Genomic DNA, 23473 nt, shown 5'->3' on the forward strand with positions numbered 1-23473 from the left:
GTCAGGTGAAAGATGCATCACATTTTGTTTGGTCGCCGCTTAAAAAACGTGTCTGTTGGCTGGTACGCTCTGGGTGGGTTGCTGTGCAGCGCTACGGCAAGTCTGCCCGCCATGGCGCAGACAGCGCCCCTGCCCGGAGTGGGAGTGCATACGTTCCATATTGCATCCCAGCCTCTGGCTGCGGCCATCCGCCAGTTTTCACGCCAGTCGGGTGTGCAGGTTTCTGTGCCCACATCCCTTGTGCGCAATCTGGTCTCGGGGGAGGTGTCCGGCACATTGAGCGCGCCTGATGCGCTGGGCAAAATGCTGGCAGGCACGGGGCTAAGCTTCAAAAGCACGGCTCCAACCTCTGTAGCACTTGTGCAGGGGGGCACTGCGGCGGCTCCAGTAGGCCGGGCAAAGAGCGAGAGTGTGGATGTTGTCGGCCGTGCGCGTACAGCCAGCACCATGGCGTCCTCCGGCACCAAAACAAATACGCCGCTGGTTAATACGGCGCAGTCCATAACGGTGATCAGCCGGCGCGAAATGGATAACCGTGGCGTATTAAGCCTTAATCAGGCCATACGCTACATTGCCGGTGTGCTGCCCGACCAACGTGGCGCAACCGCATCGCGCTATGACCAGTTTACCCTGCGTGGCTTTACGGTTCCCACCTTTCTGGACGGGCTTAAGGAGCAGGCCAGCCCCACCGGCTATGCAACGGCCCAGACCGATACCTCGCGGCTGGACCGCATAGAGGTGCTCAAAGGCCCGTCTTCCGCTCTTTATGGGCAGTCCAGCCCCGGCGGGCTGGTTGCCCTGTCCAGCAAACTGGCCACGGCAGACAAGTTTTATGGCAGCCTGACAGCAACCGGCGGCAGTTTTGACCTGTACCGTGTGGATGGAGACATAGGCGGGTGGGCCACAAAAGACGGTTTTGTGCGCTACCGCCTGTATGGCACGGTTAATGGTTCGGACAGCCAGCTCAGCCAGACCGTTAACCGGCGCTACAGCATAAGCCCGACGGTAACATTTGGGGGGGATGGCCCAACAACCTTTACGCTGCTGGGCAATTACCAGTACGACCCCAAAAGTGGGGCTTATGGATCAGTGCCGCTGCAGGGGTCTTTGAAAAAAGCTGCTTTTGGCTACATTCCCCGCAATTTTTATGATGGGGAACGTTCTTACGAGGAGTTCGACCGTAACCACGGGGCCATTACCTATATCTTCAACCACGAGTTCAACAAAAACTGGAGTGTTGCATCGCGCGGGCGGTATGATGACATCCAGACAAAATACAAAAGCGTCTATAACAAGGGCGTTTATATGGACAGTGGCTACACCCGGCATATGGACCTTGAACAGTTGGGTGACTTCTCCCGCGGGATGATCTTTGCCAACGAGCGGATGCAAAATCTTGCATTCGATAGCCAGGTCAAGGGGCGGTTCAACACGTCCATTCTGCACCATCAGCTCATGGTCGGGTTTGATTACCAGCAAAGCCACGCAACCGAGGTGGATGGCTGGGGCGATGCACCGGGCATTAACGTGCTGCACCCGCTTTACGGGCAGCCGCTTACAAACCCGCCCGTTGCCAGTAATTACGTCACCAACCAGCACCAGATCGGGCTATATGCACAGGACCAGATCCGGATTGAAAACCTGTATCTGACCGGCAGCCTGCGTAATGACTGGTACCATAGCGAGCAGAATGAGCGGGTCAGCAACCAGCGCACAACAGAAAGCCCGGGACAGATCACCTTCCGCGCATCTGGCCTGTATCATTTTGACTTCGGGCTTTCGCCTTACATTTCATACGCCACGTCTTTTGAACCGCAGGCCGGTCTGGTCTCCAATGATGGAGGGATTCACAAGCATCAGGCTGACCCCAGCATGGGCAAACAGCTTGAAGGCGGGTTAAAATACCAGATTCCCGGCCTGCCGGTTCTGCTCTCTGCTGCGGCATTCCATATTGAGCAGACAGGTGTTCTGGTCTCTGTCCCCAGCAGTGACTATTCCACCCAGAGCGGCAAAGTGCATTCGGATGGCTTTGAATTTGAAGCGCATGTGGAGGCCTATAAGGGGCTGGACGTGACAGCCGCCGTAAGCACGCAGCGCGTCAAAGACGATTCAACTGGGCGGCCACTTATTGGCGCGAACCGGGGCAATGCATCGCTGTTTGCATTTTACACCATGCAGTCCGGCCGCCTTAAGGGGTTTGGCTTTGGGGGCGGGGTGCGCCATGTGGCCTCCTCCTACGGTGGCACGGCGTCCTATGGTGCGGTTACGGTGCCGTCCTATACGCTGTTTGATGGGTCGATCAGTTACGATATGTCTAACCTTGGGTCGTCATTTAAGGGCTGGACGTTGCAGGCCAGCGTGCACAACCTCTTTAACAAGCGCTTTGTCTCCAGCTGCTATGCTGGGGCACCGTATTCTGAATGGTGCTGGTATGGAGAGCAGCGTAATGCGCAGGCCAGCGTAGGTTACACCTGGTAAAACCCGGAAAGGGCGGGGGCTGCCCGGCCCCCAACCGGCCTGTAGGCTCTACGTTATCCACAGATTCTGAGGATGCTTGCGTGGGTAAGCCTGTGGATGAAAAGCGGATAAACACAGGGTTGCAATCTTGCCCGGCACTTGGTAGGCATCGCGCAGTCCTTGGGGAGTAGTTACCCTCAGTTTTGAGGGGCCTTCATCAACACACTTGGCCTTTTGGCCATGGTGGAGGCAGCGTTTTGCAAAAAACGCCAGGCAAGACCAACGGCAGAGGAAGCCCCAGTTGTGGCCGGGGGATTTCTGTCTGCTGTTTGTGTTTCTTGCGGCCCGTGGAATCTTCATGACCGGTTTTTTCACGCTGGGTGTTCTGGGGCTCAGCCTGTCGGTGGATGCTTTTGCTGCGGCTGTTGGCAAAGGGGCAAGCGAGCAGACTGCCCGTTTGAACGATGCCGTGCGCATAGGCGCGGTCTTTGGTTTTTTTGAAGCCATAACACCAGTCATCGGCTGGGTTCTGGGGTTGGCACTCAGCACATGGATTGCAGCGGTTGACCACTGGATTGCCTTTGGCCTGCTGCTGGCCATTGGGGGCAACATGATCCGCCTTGCCGTGCGGGGGGAAGAGCAGACACAGCCAGATCAGGTTGTGGATCAGGCATCGCCGCGGCGTGGGGTGCTTGGTCTGGTCACAACCGCACTGGCTACCAGCATAGATGCAACGGCTGTGGGGGTTAGCCTTGGTGTCATGCAGGTGAATATTCTGTCCGCCTGCCTGATTATAGGCGGCATCACAACCGTTGTGGCCACAATGGGGGTCATCATTGGCCGGCATGCCAGTGTATGGATTGGCCGTTACGCAGAAATTCTGGGCGGGTGTGCGCTGATCGGCATAGGCTGTTCCATTCTTTATACGCATCTCAGCGCGCCATAAGGTGGGTATGGGCGGGGCAGGGCATGGGTGCATGCCTGCCCCGGGGCTGCTTTGCCTGCAGGTTGGCGCTTTAATTTCAAGTCATAATTGTTATGTTATACTGTAACGTATATACCGAAGGGAGTATGCCGCAACAATAAGGTTCTCCCATGCCCGACAGGCTGCCCGTTACCGTTTTGTCCGGTTTTCTTGGTGCCGGAAAAACAACCTTGCTCAATTACATTCTGAATAACCGCACAGGCCGCAAGGTCGCGGTCATTGTGAATGACATGAGCGATGTGAACATAGATGCCGATCTGGTGCGCGATGGGAGCAACCTCTCCCGCACGGATGAAAAACTGGTGGAAATGAGCAACGGCTGCATCTGCTGCACCTTGCGTGATGACCTGTTGCAGGAAGTACGCAGGCTGGCCGAAGATGGCCGGTTTGATTACCTTTTGGTGGAATCAACTGGTATTGCGGAACCCCTGCCCATTGCCGCCACGTTTGAGTTCCGTGATGAAGCCGGTGCCAGTCTGGCGGACATAGCCCGGCTGGATACCATGGTAACCGTTGTGGACGCGGTTAATCTTCTTAATGATTACGGCTCAACCGATTTTCTCAAGGATCGGGGGGAAATCGCGGGGGAGGATGATGAACGCGCTCTGGTTTCCCTGCTGGTGGAGCAGATTGAATTTGCAGATGTTGTTGTGCTCAACAAGGTTTCCAGCGCCACGTCCGAACAGCGCGTAGCAGCGCGCCAGATTATTATGAGCCTGAACCCAGACGCCGATATTGTGGAAACAGACAATTCCGTGGTGCCGTTGGACAGGGTTTTGAATACGCACCGCTTTGATTACGAAAAAGCTCACAAAAACCCATTATGGTACAAAGAGCTTTATGGGTTTGCAGACCATGTGCCCGAAACGGATGAATACGGTATCAGCAGTTTTGTTTTTAGGGCGCGTCGCCCATTTGTTCCCGAAAAATTCAAGGCTTTTATAGATCATGCCTGGCCGGGTGTTGTGCGTGGCAAGGGGTATTTCTGGCTGGCGACCAGACCCATGTGGGTGGGGGAGCTGGGGCAGGCTGGAGCACTGGTGCAAACGCAGGCCGCCGGGCACTGGTGGGTTGCCATTCCTCCCGAACACTGGCCGGAAGATACGGAATGGCAGGATATGCTGGTTTCCAGATGGGACCGGGTTTATGGCGACCGCAGGCAGGAACTGGTGTTTATCGGCACGGCCGATATGGATGAAGCCGCTATTCGCGCCGCATTGAACGCCTGCCTTGTGCCAGATACCGGGCAAACTCTTTTTGATGGAAGCATGTTTGCAAACCTGCCAGATCCGTTCCCCGCGTGGCAGATGGAGCCCGTGGAGCCATGACCCGCGCGCCAGCCCCCAGCAACGAACGCACCCTGCGCCACGAGGTCTGGCGCAGGTATGACGGCAACGACTGGCAGGCGTTTGATGCCTTGCCCCCCAGCATACGCCAGCGCGTAACCCAGCATAGTTACGATGCATGGTCCGTGAATGTGCTTATGCTCTGGCGGCATTACAAACGGAGTTATGGCCGCACGGCGCGGGCCGAAAAAGCACTGATCCGCTACCTGGATTATTGTGAGCGGCTGGAGCGCGATGTGTTTGCCACGCGGTATGGGGAGCAATATGGCATGCCGCTCCCCCATATGGCGGCAGGATGCACCGTACAACGGTAACGGCATGTGTATTGGTTGCGTGCATTATCGCCTTTGCCAGCGGCTGCATATATGATAGAACAAACAAAGAACATATTGCAGATGGAAAGCTAACATGGCGGTAGCAGAGCGGATCGTGTTTCAGCCATTTGTGTGGCAGGGGGCGGTATTGCGGGCGGGAGCACCCATTGTGTGCCCGAACGTGGAAGATGCACGCAGGCGCGTGGACAAAATCCGGGCCGGTATCCTGCATGTTGCCGGGGCCGTGGTCGTGCGCATGGATGTAGATGAAGACATAGGCGATTACGGGGAGCCCGAATACCTGGAACGGATTGGTGATACCCCCGGTGGGGAAGACGAGGACTAATCCGCCTCCAGCAATAGTCACAGCCAGTTGCTATGCCGCTCCGGTTTTTGCCGGGCATGACAAAGGGGTGATTGCGGGTGCGCAACACTCTGTAGGAACTGGCGCATCTTCCTGCTAAAGAGGGCGCATAAAGGCGGGGGGCAACCCGGCCTGCGGCGTGATTGTTAAAGGATGGTGTTTATGGCTGTGCATTATGCCACGGTAACATGGGAGCAACTGCATAGGGATGCACGGGCGCTGGCGGCGGCCCTTATGCCCAGAATGCCCTTTAAAGGTATTGTGGCGGTTACCCGTGGCGGGTTAATTCCCGCAGCCATTGCCGCCCGGGAACTGGGGTGCCGGTTGATCGAGACCATTTCCGTCGTGACCTATGACGAAGAAGAAATGGGCCAGCCCCAGATTATCAAAGCCCCGGAAGCGGCAGGGGATGGCGAAGGGTTCCTGATCATTGATGATCTGGTCGATTCCGGCGTGACCGCGCGCTTTGTGCGTGAATGTCTGCCCAAAGCCTATTTTGCCTGCCTGTATGCCAAACCTGCCGGTAAACCCTTGACCGATCTGTTTATTACGGAAGTTCCGCAGGATACGTGGGTTCTTTTTCCGTGGGATACGGCTCCGCTGTTCGTGCCGCCACTGGTCAGCAACAAAAAAGAGTGTGCGGAGTAATTTTTTTAGCGCAACAGGGTTGCCAGTTTATAATTAGACGCCTAGTTTCCCGCTTGTTCGGGGCGTGGCGCAGCCTGGTAGCGCGCGTGTTTTGGGTACACGAGGCCCCCGGTTCGAGTCCGGGCGCCCCGACCATAAATAAAGCGGGAGGCACATAATGCCAGCGCGTATTTATCAGCAGTCCAAGCCAGTAGGTCAGTCCGGTCTGGCAGGCACCCGCAAATGGGTGTTTGAATACGGTCAGGGCGCTCCACGCAAGCAGGATGCCCTTATGGGGTGGACCGGCAGCGCGGATACCCGTTCACAGCTCCGCCTTCTGTTTGACAGCCGCGAGGCCGCCGAGGCTTACGCCCAGCATGAGCAGATTGCTTATGAGGTTGAACAGCCAGCCCAGCGGCACCGTCGTCCCAAGGTTTATGCCGATAACTTCGGCTACAACCGGATCCAGAACTGGACGCACTGAATTTTAGCCTCCACTCCCTGTGCGGGACGGGAGGCTTTTCGCGCCCTTAGCTCAGTTGGATAGAGCAACAGCCTTCTAAGCTGTGGGTCATTGGTTCGAATCCAATAGGGCGCGCCAGTTTTTATCTGTAAAATCCTGTCAGGGTGGAGGATCAGGCTCCGCCCTTTTTTGTGTCCGCTCTGCGCCGGACTGTCTGGTGTCGTATTGTGCCACGGGGCTGGGTAAAAAGCGTTGGGCCAGCCGTGAGTTGGGTAAGGTATATGGGGGCAGGGCCGTAGTGCGCGCCCCCATGCTCTGGGTGTCAGATAATGTAATCAATAGGGGGGAGTGTCTGGTCCATGTTCAGGGCGGGCATACCCTTGTGGCGCACACCGACCTTGCGGGCGGGGTTGCCGACCACGGTGGTAAAGGGGGGCACGGGCTCAAGTACAATGGAGCCAGCGCCAATTTTGGCACCTTCACCAATTTCAATATTACCAAGAACTTTGGCGCCTGCGCCAATCAGCACGCCCCGGCGCACCTTGGGGTGGCGGTCCCCGCAATGTTTACCCGTGCCACCAAGGGTCACATTTTGCAGAATGGAAACATCGTCTTCAATAATGGACGTCTCCCCCACTACAATGCCTGTGCCGTGGTCAAACAGAATGCGGCGGCCAAGCTGTGCGGCTGGGTGAATGTCCACCCCGAACAGTTCTGATGCACGGCTTTGCAGATGCAGGGCCAGATGCCGCCGTTCAGACAGCCAGAGCCAGCGCGCCACCCGGTAGGTCTGCACCGCATGATAACCTTTGAAGAACAGGAACGGAGTTACAAAATCCGGGCAGGCCGGGTCCCGCTCCCGGATGGCCAGCAGGTCGGCTGCTGCTGCGCAAACCAGATCAGGCTCCGCGTCAAAACTTTCCTTCACCAATTCGGAAAGCGCATCGGCGGCAACGGAACGGTCCCCCAGTTTGCGGCCAATCAGGGCCGCCAGAGCAGATGCAAAGCTGGAATGGCTCCGCACACCGGTTGCCAGCAGGCCGCGCACCAGTGGGTCATGGCAGCTGCATGCTTCCTGCGTCATCTGCCGCCACAGCACGGTCAGCTGTGGCGCGCACAGCATGCTGCTTTCTTCAAAATGACTGGAACTGACTGAGGCAACGTTACCGTCCTGCATCCCGGCTACTCCGCAACTACAAACCCATGGCGTGCTTTACAAAAGCTTTCCGCAGGGCCGGAAAGCGATGCACGCCCGCAATACCCAGATCACGCGCCAGACGGAGGACCGGGTTGTTGTTACTGAACAGCCTGTCCAGCGCATCTGTTGCTGCCAGCATGAGCATATTGGCCGGGCGGCACAAGGCCTGATAACGCGCAAGCACAGCAGGAGCACCAGGGTCCTTGCCCTGCGCATGGATGTCCAGCAGCAATGGGCTCAGGTGAATGACATCCCGGTAGCCAAGGTTAAGCCCCTGGCCTGCAATGGGGTGAATCCCGTGTGCGGCATCACCTACCAGCAGGAGCCGTGTATCTGTATAGCGTGCGGCATACTGGGCGGAGAGCGGGTAAGTCCAGCGGCGGCCCACGGGTGTTACGCGGCCAAGGCGGGTATTGCCCATGCGGCGTTCCACCTGCTTGGCAAAAGCATCATCGGGCAGGGCGGCAAAGCGTTCGGCTATGCCGTCCTTGTCGCTCCACACAATGGCGGACATGTAGGGGTGTTCGTCCGTGCCTGTCATGGGGAGCTGCGCAAACGGGCCAGCGGGCAGGAAGTGCTCCAGTGCGCTGTTGTCGTGCGGGAACTCGTGGGCAATGGCGCACACAATGGCGGTCTGCCCATAGGGCAGGCGGGTCAGGGGAATACCGGCTTCGGAGCGCAGGCGGCTGCGGCGGCCATCGGCGGCTACAATCAGGCGGGCGTTAAAGCTGCGGCCATCCTGTAGCTGCACATGCGCATTTTGCGCCGTGCGGGTAATTTTTGCTTCCGCGGGGGCCAGAACGGTCACGCCCGGTGTGGTGCTCAGGCATTTGTTCAGCGCCACGCGCAGGGCGCGGGCTTCCACCATCCAGCCAAAAGGCTGCGAGGCATCGGCTCGTGTGAACTCGAGAAAAAGGGAGGATGCGGGCTCCCCCGGCCTGCCATCGGTGACCAGAATTTCTTCAATCGGGCAGGAGGTGGCGGGGAGCAGGTCCCACACTCCGGCACTTTCCAAAAACTCCTTGGGGCCTGCGGCAATGGCGTAGGCGCGCCCGTCCAGATCCGGGTGTTCCATGGGGGGCAGGGCCGCCTTGTCCACTACGGCCACCCGCATGCCGCCACGCGCCAGACGGCACGCCAGAGCGGCACCAACTGGCCCCGCTCCGATAATGCACACATCCACGTCCGCCACATGCGGGTGGTGGGTGCTGGCGTGTTCTGCCGTGGCATCGGGGGAGATTGGGCTCATGCGGTTTTTTCCTTAACATTCACACATCTGGCAGGCGGCACGCCCGGAAAGCCGCACAGGCTGTTGCGGATCATGCCCCTATATGCGCCCTCCTTTGCGACAAAACCAGCCGTCTTGCCTTGAGGTGCATCAAAGCTCTTGGCAATTGGTGTTTAACTGTGCCAACATCGTAACGTCATGGAAATGTTTTGCAGCAGGGAGTTGCAGGCAGTATGAAGCTGATTACCGCCATTATAAAGCCCTTTAAACTCGATGATGTCCGCGAAGCGCTTGCGCCGCTGGGTGTTCAGGGGATTACTGTCTCGGAAGTCAAGGGGTTTGGTCGCCAGAAAGGGCAGACGGAAATTTACCGTGGAGCTGAATACCGGATCAGCTTCCTGCCCAAGATCAAGGTGGAAGTCGCTGTAAGCGATGCCCTGCTTGACCAGGTGCTGGAAGCGATTCTGGATGCAGCGCATACGGGCAAGATCGGGGATGGCAAGATTTTTGTCAGCGATCTTACCCGTGTCATCCGCATCCGCACGCGTGAGACCGGGGATGCAGCCCTTTAACGGGTAGGCCGGTCTGGCGGTAGGGTAGGTTTGCGCAACTTCGGGTCTGGCACCTGCCCTTGCGGCCATTAGGGCGGCAACCCCGCGTGTGGGGGCTGCCGTAAACCTGCATTTTGTGCAAGGTTGCTGGCGGTGTGCGCCAGTGTGCAGGGTGCTGCCCGTTGCACGGTAAGAACCGTGTTAAACGGGATGCCTCTCTTTCCCATTTTCAGGCTTGACGGGGCAGGGGTGTGGCCTCATTGCTTCGGACATGCGAGTAGCTGCCATTCTACTGGCTGCCGGTACAGGCAGCCGCTATGCCGCCACCACGGGGTGTGCCACGCCCAAGCAGTATGTGCTGCTTGCTGGCCAGCCTGTTATCCGACACGCCGCAGAGGCTCTTCTGCCGCATGTCTCCTCTATTCAGCCGGTGGGGGACCCTTCCTCCCTGAATGACGCATTGCAGGGGCTGGCTGTTCTGCCACCCGTGCAGGGTGGTCAAACCCGGCAGGCCAGCGTGCGCGCCGGGCTGGAGGCGCTGGACGCCCTGCCACCGGAGCAAAAGCCCGATCTGGTTCTGGTGCATGATGGTGCCCGCCCTTATGTTACCGGGCAACTGGTGGCCAATGTTGTGGCGGCTCTGGCGGAACACCCCGGTGCTATTCCCGCCGTGCCCGTGGCCGATACCCTCAAGCGTGAAAAAGACGGCGTGATTGATGGCACCGTCTCGCGCGAGCATCTGTTTCGTGCGCAAACCCCTCAGGGCTTCCGTTTTGGCCTGTTTTTGGACCTGCACCGCGCAGCCGCCTCGCTCAATGCCACGGATGACGCCAAACTGCTTGAGGAGTCCGGCTTTAGCGTGGCGCTTGTGCCGGGTGATGAAGATAATATCAAACTGACATACGAGGCTGATCTGGTGCGTCTTGAAAGGCTGATTGGCCCCACATTGCTGCCGCGTGTGGGCCTTGGGTACGATGTGCATGCCTTTGAGGAAGGGCGCCCGCTGATCATGTGCGGGATTACCATTCCCCACACGCATGGTCTGGCTGGTCATTCCGATGCCGATGTGGGTATCCACGCGCTGTGTGATGCCATTTATGGCGCACTGGCCGAAGGTGACATCGGCAGGCATTTCCCTCCCAGCCAGAATGAATGGAAGGATGCGGATAGCGCGCGCTTCCTCATCCATGCTGGGCAGCGTATTCGCGAGCGGGGGGGTATGCTGGTCAATGCCGACCTGACCCTGATTTGCGAACGCCCCAAAATTGGCCCCCATGCGCAGGCCATGCGGGAGCGCCTTGCTGCGCTGCTGGAAGTGGATGTGGACCGTATTTCGGTCAAGGCCACAACGTCTGAACGGCTGGGCTTTACCGGGCGGGAAGAAGGCATTGCCTGTGCGGCTACCGTCAGCGTTCTGGTGCCGTAAAACCGCACCGCGTAGCTGACGGCGAAAAAACATTGCACAGGGGCGCGTGGACCGGTATTTCTGCCTAATTCGTAGGCAAATGGAAATGACTGTGCAAACGCAACCTCTGCTGCGTCCGATTGATCTGGGCGGTGTTGTTCTTGATACGCCAGTAATTCTGGCGCCCATGTCCGGCGTGACCGACCTGCCATTCCGGCGGTTGGTCCGCAGGCTTGGGGCTGGCCTTGTTGTTTCCGAAATGATTGCCTCATGGGCAATGGTGCGTGAGAACGATACCACCCTGCGCATGGCCGAAGTGGCCGATGCCGGTGGCCCCAATGCCGTGCAGCTGGCCGGGTGCGACCCGCAGGCCATGGCCGAAGCCGCCCGTATTGCCGTGGACCGTGGGGCGGACCTGATCGACATTAATTTTGGCTGCCCGGTTAAAAAGGTTGCCGTGGGGCAGATGGCAGGCTCCGCCCTGATGCGGGACGAGGCCGCAGCACAGCGGATGCTGCAAACGGTGGTCAAGGCCGTGTCTGTGCCTGTCACGCTCAAAATGCGCATGGGCTGGGACCATGAGCACCTTAACGCCCCCGTGCTGGCCCGTATTGCGCAGGACGCGGGTATTCGCATGATTACGGTGCACGGGCGCACCCGCCAGCAGTTTTATAACGGCACGGCGGACTGGGCGTTTGTGCGCAATGTTAAAAACGCGGTGGACCTGCCCGTTATTGTAAACGGGGACATCCTGACCACGGCCGATGCCCGCAACGCACTGGCCCAGTCCGGCGCTGATGGGGTGATGATCGGGCGTGGCTGCTACGGGCGACCGTGGTTTCTGGCGCAGGTTGCCCATGCCCTGCGTACGGGGGAGGAGATGCCCGACCCTGCGCTGGAACAAGAAAAAGCCATTGTGCTGGAGCATTATAACATGATGCTGGAGCATTTTGGCCCACGCCCCGGCCTGCGGCTGGCCCGCAAGCATGTGTCCTGGTATTCGGCCGGGCTGCCTGCTTCGGCTGCATTCCGTGCCGTCTTCAACAAGGTGGAAACGCCCGATGAGGCCATAGCCCGGATTGCCGAGTTTTATGACCAGCAGATTGCCGCCGGTGCACAGCGGGAGCCGCGTGCCTCCCGCCAGGAAGCCGCACGCCAGCACGAACAGGCTCACGCGGCGTGAGCACACAAGCGCCAGACAGGGCAGAGCCTGACGCGGCGCTTCTACTGGACAGCCTGCCTGTTCCGTTGCTTGAGGTCGGGGCAGGGAATGCCGTTCTGGCGCTCAATATGGCGGCAGAGGAGTTTTTTGGTATGTCCCGCCAGCAGATCAAGGCTGGCGGTATGGCCGAAATTGCACCACCTGATCACCCGATTTATCTGCTGCTTGCCCATCTGCGCCAGCGCGGGGGGAGTGTGACCGAGCATGACCTCCTGTTCAGTTCCCCCCGCTTCCACCACGAGGGGGTGAGTGTGCAGGGGGCGGAGGTGCTGGACCATCCGGGGCACCTGCTGCTCACATTCCACCAGCCATCCACCGCGCGGGTGCTGGACCAGCAGCAGGTCTATCGCTCGGCGGCGCGGAGTGTGTCGGGCATGGCGGCCATGCTGGCGCATGAGGTGCGCAACCCGCTTTCAGGCATCAAGGGGGCGGCCCAATTGCTGGAGCAGGCCGTGGGGGATGCAGACCGTGATCTGGCTACCCTGATCTGTGATGAAGTGGACCGCATAGATGCGCTGGTCGAGCGCATGGGCATGTTTGGCGAGGCGCAGATGGACTACCGCGCCCTGAACATCCACCGCCTGCTCGAGCACGTAAAGCTGCTGGCCAGCAACGGTTTTGCCAAGGACCTGCGGATTATAGAGCAGTATGACCCCTCGCTCCCCCACGTATGGGGGGATCGGGACAGACTAGTGCAGGTGCTGCTCAATCTGGTCAAGAACGCGGCGGAAGCGCTGCATGAGACCGGCAAAAAGGGGGATATTACCCTGATGACCAGTTACCGACCGGGTATTCGCGTGACCGCTCCGGGCACCACCCAATGGCGGCACCTGCCGCTGGTGGTGACCATAAGGGACACAGGGCCCGGTATTTCGGAAACAGTCAGGCCGCATCTGTTTGAACCCTTTGTTTCTACCAAGGTCAACGGTAGCGGGCTGGGGCTGGCGCTGGTGGGTAAGGTGATGGATGACCATGGCGGAGTGATGGAAGTTGAAAGCCGACCGGGCAGAACGGAGATCAGTCTTTTCCTTCCGCTGGCGGAAGAAAGGGCCGGACTGTCTTGACCTTGGGGTTACCCGCGCCTGATAAGCCTCTCCCTGTTGTTATTCCTCTGGTTCCAAACGCATGACACCACTGCCCACCATTCTTGTTGCTGATGATGACCGGTCCATCCGTACCGTGCTGGGGCAGGCACTTGGTCGCGCGGGTTATCAGGTTCAGGTCACGCCCTATGCGTCCACCCTGTGGCAGTGGGTGCAGGAAGGGGAGGGCGATCTGGTTATTACCGATGTGGCCATGCCCGATGGCAACGGGCTGGAACTGGTAACGCGCATCCGCCAGATCCGGCCGGACCTGCGGGTTATTGTTATGAGCGCCCAGTCCACGCTGACAACCGCCGTAAAGGCCACGCAGCGCGGTGCGTTTGAATATCTGGCCAAGCCGTTTGACCTGAAGGAACTGCTCGCAGTGGTGGCGCGTGCGCTGACCACCCCGGTACAGGAGGCGGAAAAACCCGCATCCCCCCAGACACCGGAGGAACGGTTGCCGCTGATCGGGCAATCCGTGGTTATGCAGGGCATCTACCGCAGCATTGCCAGACTGACGACCTCGGACCTGACTGTGATGATCACGGGGGAGAGCGGCACCGGCAAGGAGCTGGTGGCCCGTGCCCTGCACGAATATGGTCGCCGCCGCAGTGGTCCGTTTATTGCCGTCAACATGGCCGCCATCCCGCGTGAGCAGATCGAGAGTGAACTGTTCGGCTACGAGCGCGGCGGCAATCTGGGCCGCATGCCCGGCCGGTTTGAGCAGGCATCGGGTGGCACGCTGTTCCTTGATGAGATCGGGGATATGCCACAGGAAGCCCAGACCCGCCTGTTGCGCGTGTTGCAGGAAGGGGAGTTTACAACCGTAGGAGGCTCCACCCCCCTGCATGCCGATGTGCGGATTGTGGCCGCAACCCACAGGGACTTACGGCAGGCCATACAGGCCGGTACCTTCCGTGAGGACCTGTATTACCGGCTGAACGTGGTGCCCCTGCGCCTGCCCCCCCTGCGTGAACGACGGGAGGACATTCCCCTCCTTGCCCGCCACTTTCTGGCCCAGTGCCGCGAGGCAGGGGGTGGCTACCGGACGCTGGATGAGGAAGCCATGACCCGCCTGCAGGCATGGCGCTGGCCGGGCAATGTGCGGGAGCTGGAAAACCTGATCCGCCGCATTGTGGCCCTGTATTCGCAGGAAACCATTACGGCCGAACTGGTGGACGCGGAACTGGCGGACCCACTGGAGAATGATTTTGTGCCAGATTGCCGGCAGGTGGCCGAACCACTGGTCGCTTCAGTCTCGCGCCATATTGCCCGTTATCTGGAAGCAGGGCGGGAGGGTATGCCGTTGCATGATCTGCACGCCCGTATTATTGCTGAGGTGGAACGTCCTCTGATCCAGATGACGTTGACGGAAACACGGGGCAACCAGATCAAGGCCGCCGCCATGTTGGGGTTGAACAGAAACACCTTGCGTAAGAAAATACGCGACCTTGAGATTCCCGTCGTGCGTGGCGTAGTCTAGCCACGGGTATGACAAACGCGCCACGGTTCTCCTTTTCCCACCTGTTTTCACGCGCAGGCCTGCAATGGCTGCTGCGTGCGCTTGAGCGCAGGAGCGTTGCCGTAACGCTTGTGGCTCTGGCGCTATGCCTTGTGTTTGCAACATTTGTGGTGCTTTCGGGCGGTATGTCTTTTGGGCATTACGCCGTGGTCGAGCCGCTGGTGCTGGTTGTTAACGGGCTGGTGCTGTTGCTGCTGCTGCTCGCCATGGGGGTGCGTGGCTGGCCTATTCTGGTGGAGTATCGCAAAGGGCTGGCGGGCACGCGCCTGCATGTGCGCCTTGTTACCTTGTTTGGCATTGTGGCCGTTGCCCCTACGGTGGTGGTGGGTGTGTTTGCCACCCTGTTTTTCCATTACGGAATACAGATCTGGTTTTCTGATAGGGTCAACACGGCACTGAACGAGGCCTTGCAGGCATCACGCGGATATTTGCAGGAGCATAACGCCAATATCCGCACAGATGCGTTCTCGATGTCCAATTACATCATGAGCGCGCAGAACGAACTGGCTGCCAGCGGCATGGAGCTGTTGCAGGACCATGATGCCCTGTCCCAGATGCTCGACAGTCAGGCGACCATCCGCGGGCTGACCGAGGCCTTGGTATACGACCCCATTACCAACAGAGTTGTGGCGGCTGGCGGGCTGATGAGCCGGACAGGCTACCTGCAGGACCTGCCTCCGCCTGCGGCCACGCTCATGGCGCGCTCCAATGATGTAGCTATTCTGGACTCCCCGGACGAGCGCACGGTGCGGGCTGTTGTGGAACTGTCGCAAACGCCTACGCTCATGCTGGTGATTACCCGGCTGGTTGACCCGTCCATTCTGGAGCACATGCACCGGACGGAAAACGTGGTGGCGGACTACAAGCACCTCAACAGCAACAAAGCCAAGATCCAGCTCACCTTTGTTATGATCTTTGTGCTGGTGGCGCTGCTGGTGCTGGCTGTTGCCGCCCTGATCGGCTTTGCACTAGCCAACCAGATTGCCCGCCCGTTGGGCCTGTTGAGCATGGCCGCCCGCAGGGTGAGTGAGGGTGATCTGCGCGTCCACGTGCCTGAAACCGACCGGGATGATGAAGTGGCAAGCCTGTCCCGCGCCTTTAACCGCATGACGGAGGAACTGGACAGCCAGCGTTCGGAGCTGATGCTGGCGTATGGGCAGATCAATGAGCGCAGGCGCTTTACCGAGGCTGTTCTGTCAGGCGTGTCCGCAGGGGTGATCGGGCTGGACGTGGAACAGCGGATTGAGCTGCCAAACCGTGCGGCCAGTGTGCTGCTCCAGACCAATCTGGCGGATGCCACGGGTGAGCCGCTGGCAACACGCGTGCCGGAGTTTGCCGGGCTGCTTGAAGAGATCACCCTCTCGCCCGAGACCGTCTTCACGCGTGAAATCCAGATTGGCCATGCCACCAGCCAGCGTACCCTGCTGGTGCGCGTGGGGGCGGAGCTGCGCGGCACCGTAACCGAAGGGTATGTCATGACATTTGATGACATTACAGCCCTGCAACAGGCCCAGCGCAAGGCAGCATGGGCGGATGTGGCCCGCCGCATCGCGCATGAGATCAAGAATCCGCTTACCCCCATCCAGCTTGCGGCCGAGCGGCTCAAACGCCGTTTTTTGAAGGAAATCACCTCCGACCCCGACACGTTTGCCCAATGCGCGGATACAATTGTGCGTCAGGTGGCGGACATCGGGCGCATGGTGGACGAATTTTCGGCTTTTGCCCGCATGCCACAACCAATTATGAAGGATGAGAACCTTTCCCGTATTGCGCAGGAGGTGCTCATCCTGCAACGTAACGCTCATCATGAGATTTCGTACCACCTTGATCTGCCGCAGCACGGACCACTGGTTCGGTGTGACCGGCGGCTTATCAGCCAGGCTTTGATCAATCTGCTGCAAAATGCGGCCGACGCCATTGCCATGGTCCCCCGGCAGGCAGACGCATCCGGGCAGGAGGTGGCTCCCAAGGGGGAGGTATGGGTGCGTATTGCGCAGGAGGGGGAAAACATTGCTATTGTCGTGGCCGACAATGGGGTGGGGCTTCCCAAGGATGACAGGAACCGCCTGACCGAGCCTTACGTAACGCACAAAGCCAAAGGAACAGGGCTGGGATTGGCTATTGTGAAAAAAATCATGGAAGATCATGGTGGAACGGTCCGTCTGGAAGACAGAGCAGGAGAGAAGGGAACTGTGGCTACTCTGGTTTTGCCGGTGAAAGACGACCATGGCGCATGAAATCCTGATCGTTGATGACGAACCCGACATTCGGATGCTGATTGAAGGCATTCTGTGTGATGAAGGGTACGAGGCCCGTGTTGCCTCCAGTTCCGAGGCAGCTCTGGCGGCTTTTAGGGCACGCAGGCCGTCTCTGGTCATTCTGGACGTGTGGTTGCAGGGCTCGGATATGGACGGGCTGGAAATCCTGCAGGCCATGAAGGCGGAGGAAGCCTCCGTGCCCGTGGTCATGATTTCAGGCCATGGCACAATCGAAACCGCCGTGGCGGCTTTGCAGCACGGTGCTTACGATTTTATTGAAAAACCGTTTCAGGCCGACCGGCTGCTGGTTATTGTCCGCCGTGCCCTTGAAGCATCGCGCCTTGCGCGTGAAAACGAGGAACTGCGCCTGCGCGCCGGGCAGGATGCAGACCTTTACGGTAACAGCGCCCAGATCGTGGCTATCCGCAACCAGATAGAAAAGGTGGCCCCCACCGGCTCACGCGTGCTGATAAGCGGCGGTCCGGGTTCAGGCAAGGAGGTGGCTGCCCGCATGATCCATGCCCGCTCCCGCCGGACGGATGGGCCTTTTGTGGCACTCAACTGCGCCACGCTGGCTCCGGGCCGGTTTGAGGAGGAGCTGTTCGGGCTGGAAGGCGGGGTGGATGGTGTTGGCCGCCGGACGGGCGTGCTCGAACGCGCCCATGGTGGCACCCTGTTGCTGGATGAGGTGGCGGACATGCCGCTGGAAACGCAGGGCAAGATTGTTCGTGCCCTGCAGGACCAGACCTTTGAGCGGCTGGGTGGTGGCTCCCGTGTTAAGGTGGATGTGCGCGTACTGGCCACCACCAACCGCGACCTTCAGGCCGAAATTGTAGGTGGGCGCTTCCGCGAGGACCTGTATTACCGTCTGGCGGTTGTGCCCCTGCGGATGCCAGCCCTTAAGGAACGGCGGGACGATATTCCCGGTCTGGCAACGCTGTTCCTGCACCGTGCGGCGGAAATGGCAGGCCTCCCCTCACGCGATCTGTCGCCCGATGCCGTGGCCGTTCTGCAGGCGTATGACTGGCCGGGCAATGTGCGTGAGTTGCGGAACCTGATGGAACGGGTGCTGATCATGCAGCCCGGCAGCAGCCAGGACCTGATCCGCGCAGACATGCTGCCTTCCACAATTGGGGAGAACGCGCCGGGGCTGTTAAAGTTTGATGCTTCGACCGATGTCATGAGCCTGCCACTGCGCGAGGCGCGGGACCTGTTTGAAACCCAGTACCTTCAGGCACAATTATTACGATTTGGAGGGAACATAAGCCGCACAGCGCTGTTTGTGGGCATGGAGCGGAGCGCTTTGCATCGTAAACTCAAGCAGCTTGGTGTAACATCGGACGAACGGAACACTGGCTGAGCAGTGAGTTGTTACGAGTCAGGGCAGGCGTTGGATCTGGCTCCCAAGAAAAAAAGAAAATGGAATAGGGTCGCACACAGTGGAAAAAGAGAGTGCACACAATGTGCAGGACGCATTTTTAGGCCAGATTCGCCGTTCCCGGGCAGCCGTGACCGTATTTTTGGTCAATGGTGTCAAACTTCAGGGTTTTATTACGTGGTTTGATGATCAGGTAGTGCTTCTCCGGCGTGATGAGCAGACCCAGCTTATTTACAAACATGCCATCAGCACTGTTATGCCCAGCATTCCCGTAGATATTGCAGACTCCACCGGAGCGGGCGCAAAGGCGGACAAGGAACCATCTCTTGGCGACGAGTTTTACTGAGAAAAAACAAACGGTTGCAACGCGTGCTGCCGTTATTCTGCCGTGGGAGCGCTCAGCCCACGGGCAGGACGTAAGGGCCGCAGAGGCCCGGCTGGAAGAAGCCGTTGGCCTCACGGCCTCCATTGGTCTGGTTATTGTCCGTAAAGCCGTTCTTTTGCTGCGTATGCGCCGCTCGGCCACATTGCTGGGCAAGGGGCAGATCGATTCCCTTCGAATAGCGGTCAAGGCCGACAATATTGACGTGCTGGTGGTGGATACCAAACTGACCCCCGCCCAGCAGCGTAACCTGGAAACCGAGTTTGGCTGCAAGGTCATCGACCGAACCGGCCTTATTCTGGATATTTTTGGTGCCCGTGCTGCCACGCGGGAAGGGACATTGCAGGTCGAACTGGCGCATCTGGAATATCAGCGTTCGCGCCTTGTGCGGTTGTGGACCCACCTTGAGCGCCAGCGCGGTGGCTTTGGCTTCTTGGGTGGTCCGGGTGAAACCCAGATCGAAGCTGACCGCCGCATGATTGGCGAGCGCATTGTGCGCCTTAAAAAGGATCTGGAGCAGGTGCGCCGCACACGCGGGTTGCACAGGCAGGCCCGCAAGCGTGTGCCGTTCCCCGTTGTGGCTCTTGTGGGTTACACCAATGCGGGTAAGTCCACCCTGTTCAACGCCCTGACCGGGGCCACCGTTTACGCACAGGACCAGTTGTTTGCAACGCTGGACCCGACCATGCGCGCCATAGAGCTGCCATCGGGGCGGCAGGTTATTCTATCGGACACGGTGGGTTTTATCAGCGACCTGCCAACGGAGCTGATTGCCGCCTTCCGCGCCACGCTGGAAGAAGTGGCCGAAGCCGACATTATCCTGCATGTGCGTGACATTGCTCACCCCGATAGCGCGACCCAGAAAAAAGACGTGCTGGGTGTTTTGCAAAGCATGGCCAAGGACAACATGCTTGAGCAGGACTGGCCAAGCCGTGTGATTGAAGTGCTGAACAAGGTGGACCTGCTAGGCGAGCACGCAGCAGCCCTGCAGGGGGATGAAAGCGTTGCCATTTCCGCCATTACGGGGGATGGGCTGGACCGGCTTCTGGCCCGTATTGACCAGCGCATTACATCGGGGATGGAAATGGTGCGTTATGCTCTGCCACTGGCCGATGGTGCCGCGCTGGCATGGCTGTACCAGCATGGCGAGGTTATCGGTCGTAACGACCGGGAGGAAGAGGCGGATATTACCGTGCGCCTGCTGGCAGAAGACCGTGCGCGCTTTGAGCGGCAGTTCCGGCACATTACGCCCCAGATCGCGTAACGCGTTACGTGGGGCTCCATGCCCGGCGGATCAGTCAGCCTGATCTACCGGGCATGCGCTTTTTAATCAGTCAAACTCGGTTGGCAGGCTCAGATCAGCGTGGTGCGCAAACAGCCGGTCGATCTGATGGCGTGAGATACGCCCGGTTGAGAGGTCGTGCGGGATCTCGTTGCGCGCAAAAAACCGGACTTCGCTGGTTTCAATGCTGGTGGTGGGAGCCCCGCCGGTAAGTTCTCCCAGAAAAAACAGTTTGGTGATGGAAAAAGCCTCTGGCGGTTCATGCCCCTGTTTTGCCCGGTCCAGCACCATGGCAAGGCGGGTCATGCGCACCGTGTAGCCGGTTTCTTCCCATACTTCCTTGGCGGCGGATTCCGAGGCACTCAGGTTTACATCCGCCCAGCCGCCCGGCACGGTCCAGCGGTTCTGGTCCAGCACTTCACGCACCATGAGCAGGCGGTTCTGGGCGTCAAACACCCCGGTACGCACTTCCAGCTTGGGGGTGGCGTAGCCGGTCTGCTGGGTAAACAGGTTTTCTATCTGCTGGATGGGGGCACCACTGCCACGGGCCATAACCTTGGCAGCCAGCGTGCGCAGCATTTCATAGCGTTCGCGGTCAAACGGGTCTTTGGCAAAGGTCAGTCCGGTTTGGGCAATGGCCTGAACCTCTCTGGCCCAGATAAGCCATTCAGGCTCGGACATGGTTGTGCTCCTCTCTTCTTCAACAAAAAACGGGAAGGCATGCGCCCTCCCGTTTTTTATGTGCCGCTAACAGGCCGGGGTATCCGGGTTAGTAGGCAGGTTCAGGCTCTGTGGCGGCCTGACCGTTAATCAGCAGGCCATCCCCGTTGGCAGAAATATTGACGGTTTCGCCGTCATGGATCGTGCCTTCAAGTAGCTGCCCGGCCAGCGGGTTTTGCAGGTTGCGCTGGATAACCCTTTTAAGGGGGCGCGCACCATAAACCGGGTCGTACCCTTCATTCGCCAGCCAGGTTTCGGCCAGATTATCCAGATGCAGGCCAATCTTGCGGTCTTCGAGCAGTTTTTGCAGGCGGCTGATCTGAATATCCACAATTTTGGTCATATCCACCCGCTGGAGGCGCGAGAAGAGAATAACCTCATCCAGACGGTTCAGGAACTCGGGGCGGAAGTGCTCACGCACCACCTTCATAACCTGTGCCTGCACCATGGCTGGGGTATCCCCATCCGGCTGGTTGGCCAGATATTCGGAGCCGAGGTTGCTGGTCAGGATGATCAGCGTATTGCGGAAGTCCACCGTGCGGCCCTGACCATCGGTCAGGCGGCCATCATCAAGCACTTGCAGCAGAATGTTGAATACATCCTCATGCGCCTTTTCCACCTCATCAAACAGGATGACCTGATAAGGGCGGCGGCGCACGGCTTCGGTCAGCACGCCACCTTCTTCATACCCCACATAGCCCGGAGGTGCGCCGACCAGACGGGCCACGGCGTGCTTTTCCATGAACTCGCTCATGTCAATGCGCAGCAGGGCTTTGTCATCGTCAAACAGGAAGCGGGCGAGTGCTTTGGTCAGCTCCGTTTTGCCAACACCCGTCGGACCGAGGAACAGGAACGACCCGATCGGGCGGTTGGGGTCCTGCAAACCGGCGCGGGCACGGCGTACGGCGTTGGCAACCGCACGCAGGGCGGGTTCCTGCCCTACAACGGATTTGCGCAACTCGTCTTCCATCCGCAGCAGTTTGGCGCGTTCGCCTTCCAGCATCCGGTCCACGGGCACACCCGTCCAGCGTGAGACAACCGAGGCAATGCCCTGATCCGTCACCGCTTCAGAGACAAGGTTCGCGCTTTTTGCTTCCTGTTCCTCCGTCTGCTGGGCGCTGGCAATCTGGCTTTGCAGGTTGGGGATAACGCCATACATCAGCTCGGAGGCGCGTTGCAGGTCGCCCTTGCGCTGAGCCACTTCCACATCGGAGCGGGCCTGATCAAGCTGTTCCTGCAATTTCTGCACCGCATGCACGCGGTCTTTTTCCGCATGCCATGTGGCGCTGAGCGTGTTGGATTTTTCTTCCAGATCAGCCAGTTCGGCCTCAACAGATTCCAGCCGGTCCTTGCTTGCGGTGTCGTCTTCCTTGCGCAGTGCTTCCCGCTCGATCTTGAGCTGGATAATGCGGCGGTCCAGTTCGTCCAGCTCTTCGGGTTTGCTGTCGATCTGCATACGCAGCCGGCTTGCGGCTTCGTCTATCAGGTCGATGGCCTTGTCGGGCAGAAAGCGGTCCGTGATGTAGCGGTTGGACAGGGTTGCCGCGGCGACCAGTGCGCCATCGGTAATGCGCACACCATGGTGCAGCTCGTATTTTTCCTTGATCCCGCGCAGGATGGAAATGGTATCAGCCACGGAAGGCTCGCCCACATAAACGGGCTGGAAGCGGCGTGCGAGCGCTGCGTCTTTTTCAATATACTTACGGTATTCATCTAGCGTGGTGGCACCAATGCAGTGCAGCGTGCCGCGCGCCAGTTCAGGCTTGATCAGGTTGGAGGCATCCATGGCGCCATCGGTCCGGCCTGCGCCGACCAGCGTGTGCATTTCATCAATGAACAGGATGACCTGCCCTTCTGCGGACTCAATTTCCTTGAGCACGGCTTTCAGGCGTTCTTCAAACTCACCACGATATTTGGCACCGGCCACCAGCGCGCCCATGTCGAGGGAGAGGAGTTTTTTGTTTTTAAGCGCTTCGGGCACATCGCCATTAACAATGCGTTGGGCCAGACCTTCCACAATGGCGGTCTTACCCACCCCGGGTTCGCCAATCAGCACAGGGTTGTTCTTGCTGCGGCGGGCCAGAACCTGAATGGCGCGGCGGATTTCCTCATCCCGGCCAATAACCGGGTCCAGCTTGCCCTGCTGGGCAACTTCGGTCACGTCCCGCGCATATTTCTTTAGCGCGTCAAAATTGGCTTCAGCGTTTTCGCTGGTCACTGTGCGTCCCTTGCGGATGGTGGCTATGGCTTTTTCCAGCGCATCGGGGGTGGCGCCGTTGGTTTTGAGCGCCTCACCCGCCGCGCTGCTGGTTGCGGCAAGGGCTACCAGCAGGCGGTCCTGCGCGACAAAGCTGTCGCCTGCTTTCTGGGCGATCTGTTCGGCGGAATCCAGTGCGCGCACCAGGTCCGGAGTGGCCGCTGGCTGGCCAGCGCCCCCACCCTGTACCTTGGGCAGTTTGGCCAGTGCCTGCTCGTTGGCAGCACGGACCGCATCGGGGTTGCCACCGGCTGCACGGATCAGGGCCGATGCAGCGCCTTCCTCATCATCAAGCATGGCTTTGAGCAGGTGCTCGGGCGTAAGCTGCTGGTTAAAATCGCGCAGGGCAATGGTCTGTGCTGCCTGCAGAAAACCGCGCGAGCGTTCGGTAAATTTTGCAATATCCATAATATCCCTCTTGTCCCTTTA

The 23473-nt window shown here is 59.2% G+C and carries 20 protein-coding genes, 2 tRNA genes and 1 riboswitch; of the genes, 18 read left to right on the top strand and 4 right to left on the bottom strand.

The window, feature by feature from the left end; all coding sequences use genetic code 11:
* Positions 1-303 precede the first annotated feature (303 nt).
* The 9 genes from GOB83_RS04880 to GOB83_RS04920 all read left to right on the top strand — a co-directional run bounded on the left by GOB83_RS04880 (position 304) and on the right by GOB83_RS04920 (position 6694).
* Positions 304-2478, top strand: coding sequence for a TonB-dependent siderophore receptor (locus GOB83_RS04880; protein WP_373321595.1), 2175 nt, complete (start codon positions 304-306; stop codon positions 2476-2478).
* A gap of 149 nt (positions 2479-2627) precedes the next feature.
* Positions 2628-2728, top strand: a riboswitch (yybP-ykoY riboswitch).
* Positions 2729-2815: 87 nt separating this feature from the next.
* The gene (locus GOB83_RS04885) at positions 2816-3403 is read left to right on the top strand and encodes a manganese efflux pump MntP (RefSeq protein ID WP_095349437.1); all 588 of its coding nucleotides are present in this window, start codon (positions 2816-2818) and stop codon (positions 3401-3403) included.
* Between the two features lie 149 nt (positions 3404-3552).
* Entirely contained in the window at positions 3553-4770 is a 1218-nt protein-coding gene (gene zigA, locus GOB83_RS04890; protein WP_165925395.1) for a zinc metallochaperone GTPase ZigA, read from the top strand.
* Entirely contained in the window at positions 4767-5102 is a 336-nt protein-coding gene (locus GOB83_RS04895; protein ID WP_086645515.1) for a DUF6525 family protein, read from the top strand. Before zigA ends, GOB83_RS04895 begins: the two co-directional genes overlap by 4 nt.
* A 94-nt stretch (positions 5103-5196) precedes the next feature.
* Positions 5197-5448, top strand: coding sequence for a hypothetical protein (locus tag GOB83_RS04900; RefSeq protein ID WP_086645514.1), 252 nt, complete (start codon positions 5197-5199; stop codon positions 5446-5448).
* Positions 5449-5628: 180 nt separating this feature from the next.
* Positions 5629-6114, top strand: a complete 486-nt coding sequence (gene gpt / locus GOB83_RS04905; RefSeq protein ID WP_086645682.1) for a xanthine phosphoribosyltransferase — start codon at positions 5629-5631, stop codon at positions 6112-6114.
* A gap of 58 nt (positions 6115-6172) precedes the next feature.
* Positions 6173-6249, top strand: a tRNA-Pro gene (locus tag GOB83_RS04910).
* Between the two features lie 22 nt (positions 6250-6271).
* Positions 6272-6577, top strand: coding sequence for an ETC complex I subunit (locus GOB83_RS04915; RefSeq protein WP_165925396.1), 306 nt, complete (start codon positions 6272-6274; stop codon positions 6575-6577).
* A gap of 40 nt (positions 6578-6617) precedes the next feature.
* A tRNA-Arg gene (locus GOB83_RS04920) sits at positions 6618-6694 on the top strand.
* Between the two features lie 184 nt (positions 6695-6878).
* Here the strand turns inward: GOB83_RS04920 and cysE are convergent.
* Entirely contained in the window at positions 6879-7679 is an 801-nt protein-coding gene (gene cysE / locus GOB83_RS04925) for a serine O-acetyltransferase (RefSeq protein ID WP_233129060.1), read from the bottom strand.
* 70 nt (positions 7680-7749) lie between these two features.
* Positions 7750-9003, bottom strand: coding sequence for a UbiH/UbiF/VisC/COQ6 family ubiquinone biosynthesis hydroxylase (locus GOB83_RS04930; RefSeq protein WP_165925397.1), 1254 nt, complete (start codon positions 9001-9003; stop codon positions 7750-7752).
* A gap of 212 nt (positions 9004-9215) precedes the next feature.
* On the opposite strand from GOB83_RS04930, the gene GOB83_RS04935 reads away from it, so the two are divergent.
* The 9 genes from GOB83_RS04935 to hflX all read left to right on the top strand — a co-directional run bounded on the left by GOB83_RS04935 (position 9216) and on the right by hflX (position 20049).
* Positions 9216-9554: a P-II family nitrogen regulator gene (locus GOB83_RS04935; RefSeq protein WP_025828032.1), complete on the top strand. Its 339-nt coding sequence runs from the start codon at positions 9216-9218 to the stop codon at positions 9552-9554.
* A 250-nt stretch (positions 9555-9804) separates the two neighbouring features.
* A complete protein-coding gene (gene ispF / locus GOB83_RS04940; protein WP_086645681.1) occupies positions 9805-10959 on the top strand; it encodes a 2-C-methyl-D-erythritol 2,4-cyclodiphosphate synthase in 1155 nt (384 codons plus the stop codon).
* 91 nt (positions 10960-11050) lie between these two features.
* Positions 11051-12121, top strand: coding sequence for a tRNA dihydrouridine synthase DusB (gene dusB, locus GOB83_RS04945; protein WP_253528949.1), 1071 nt, complete (start codon positions 11051-11053; stop codon positions 12119-12121).
* A complete protein-coding gene (locus tag GOB83_RS04950) occupies positions 12118-13224 on the top strand; it encodes a two-component system sensor histidine kinase NtrB (RefSeq protein WP_086645510.1) in 1107 nt (368 codons plus the stop codon). Before dusB ends, GOB83_RS04950 begins: the two co-directional genes overlap by 4 nt.
* Positions 13225-13285: 61 nt before the next feature.
* Positions 13286-14728, top strand: coding sequence for a nitrogen regulation protein NR(I) (gene ntrC, locus GOB83_RS04955; protein ID WP_165925399.1), 1443 nt, complete (start codon positions 13286-13288; stop codon positions 14726-14728).
* 8 nt (positions 14729-14736) lie between these two features.
* Positions 14737-17004, top strand: coding sequence for a sensor histidine kinase NtrY-like (locus tag GOB83_RS04960; protein ID WP_165925400.1), 2268 nt, complete (start codon positions 14737-14739; stop codon positions 17002-17004).
* Positions 16994-18385, top strand: a complete 1392-nt coding sequence (gene ntrX / locus GOB83_RS04965) for a nitrogen assimilation response regulator NtrX (RefSeq protein ID WP_086645507.1) — start codon at positions 16994-16996, stop codon at positions 18383-18385. Before GOB83_RS04960 ends, ntrX begins: the two co-directional genes overlap by 11 nt.
* 79 nt (positions 18386-18464) lie before the next feature.
* On the top strand, positions 18465-18749 hold the full coding sequence (gene hfq / locus GOB83_RS04970; protein WP_059024200.1) for an RNA chaperone Hfq: 285 nt from the start codon (positions 18465-18467) through the stop codon (positions 18747-18749).
* Complete coding sequence (gene hflX / locus GOB83_RS04975) at positions 18730-20049, top strand: GTPase HflX (protein WP_086645506.1); 1320 nt, start codon at positions 18730-18732, stop codon at positions 20047-20049. Before hfq ends, hflX begins: the two co-directional genes overlap by 20 nt.
* Before the next feature lie 66 nt (positions 20050-20115).
* Here hflX and GOB83_RS04980 read toward each other — a convergent pair whose 3' ends face one another.
* The gene (locus tag GOB83_RS04980; RefSeq protein ID WP_165925401.1) at positions 20116-20748 is read right to left on the bottom strand and encodes an NUDIX hydrolase; all 633 of its coding nucleotides are present in this window, start codon (positions 20746-20748) and stop codon (positions 20116-20118) included.
* A gap of 88 nt (positions 20749-20836) precedes the next feature.
* A complete protein-coding gene (clpB, locus tag GOB83_RS04985; protein ID WP_095349369.1) occupies positions 20837-23452 on the bottom strand; it encodes an ATP-dependent chaperone ClpB in 2616 nt (871 codons plus the stop codon).
* Between the last annotated feature and the right edge of the window lie 21 nt (positions 23453-23473).

Origin of the sequence: Acetobacter fabarum (genome assembly GCF_011516925.1) — a bacterium.
In the GTDB taxonomy this organism is placed as follows: Bacteria; Pseudomonadota; Alphaproteobacteria; order Acetobacterales; family Acetobacteraceae; genus Acetobacter; species Acetobacter fabarum.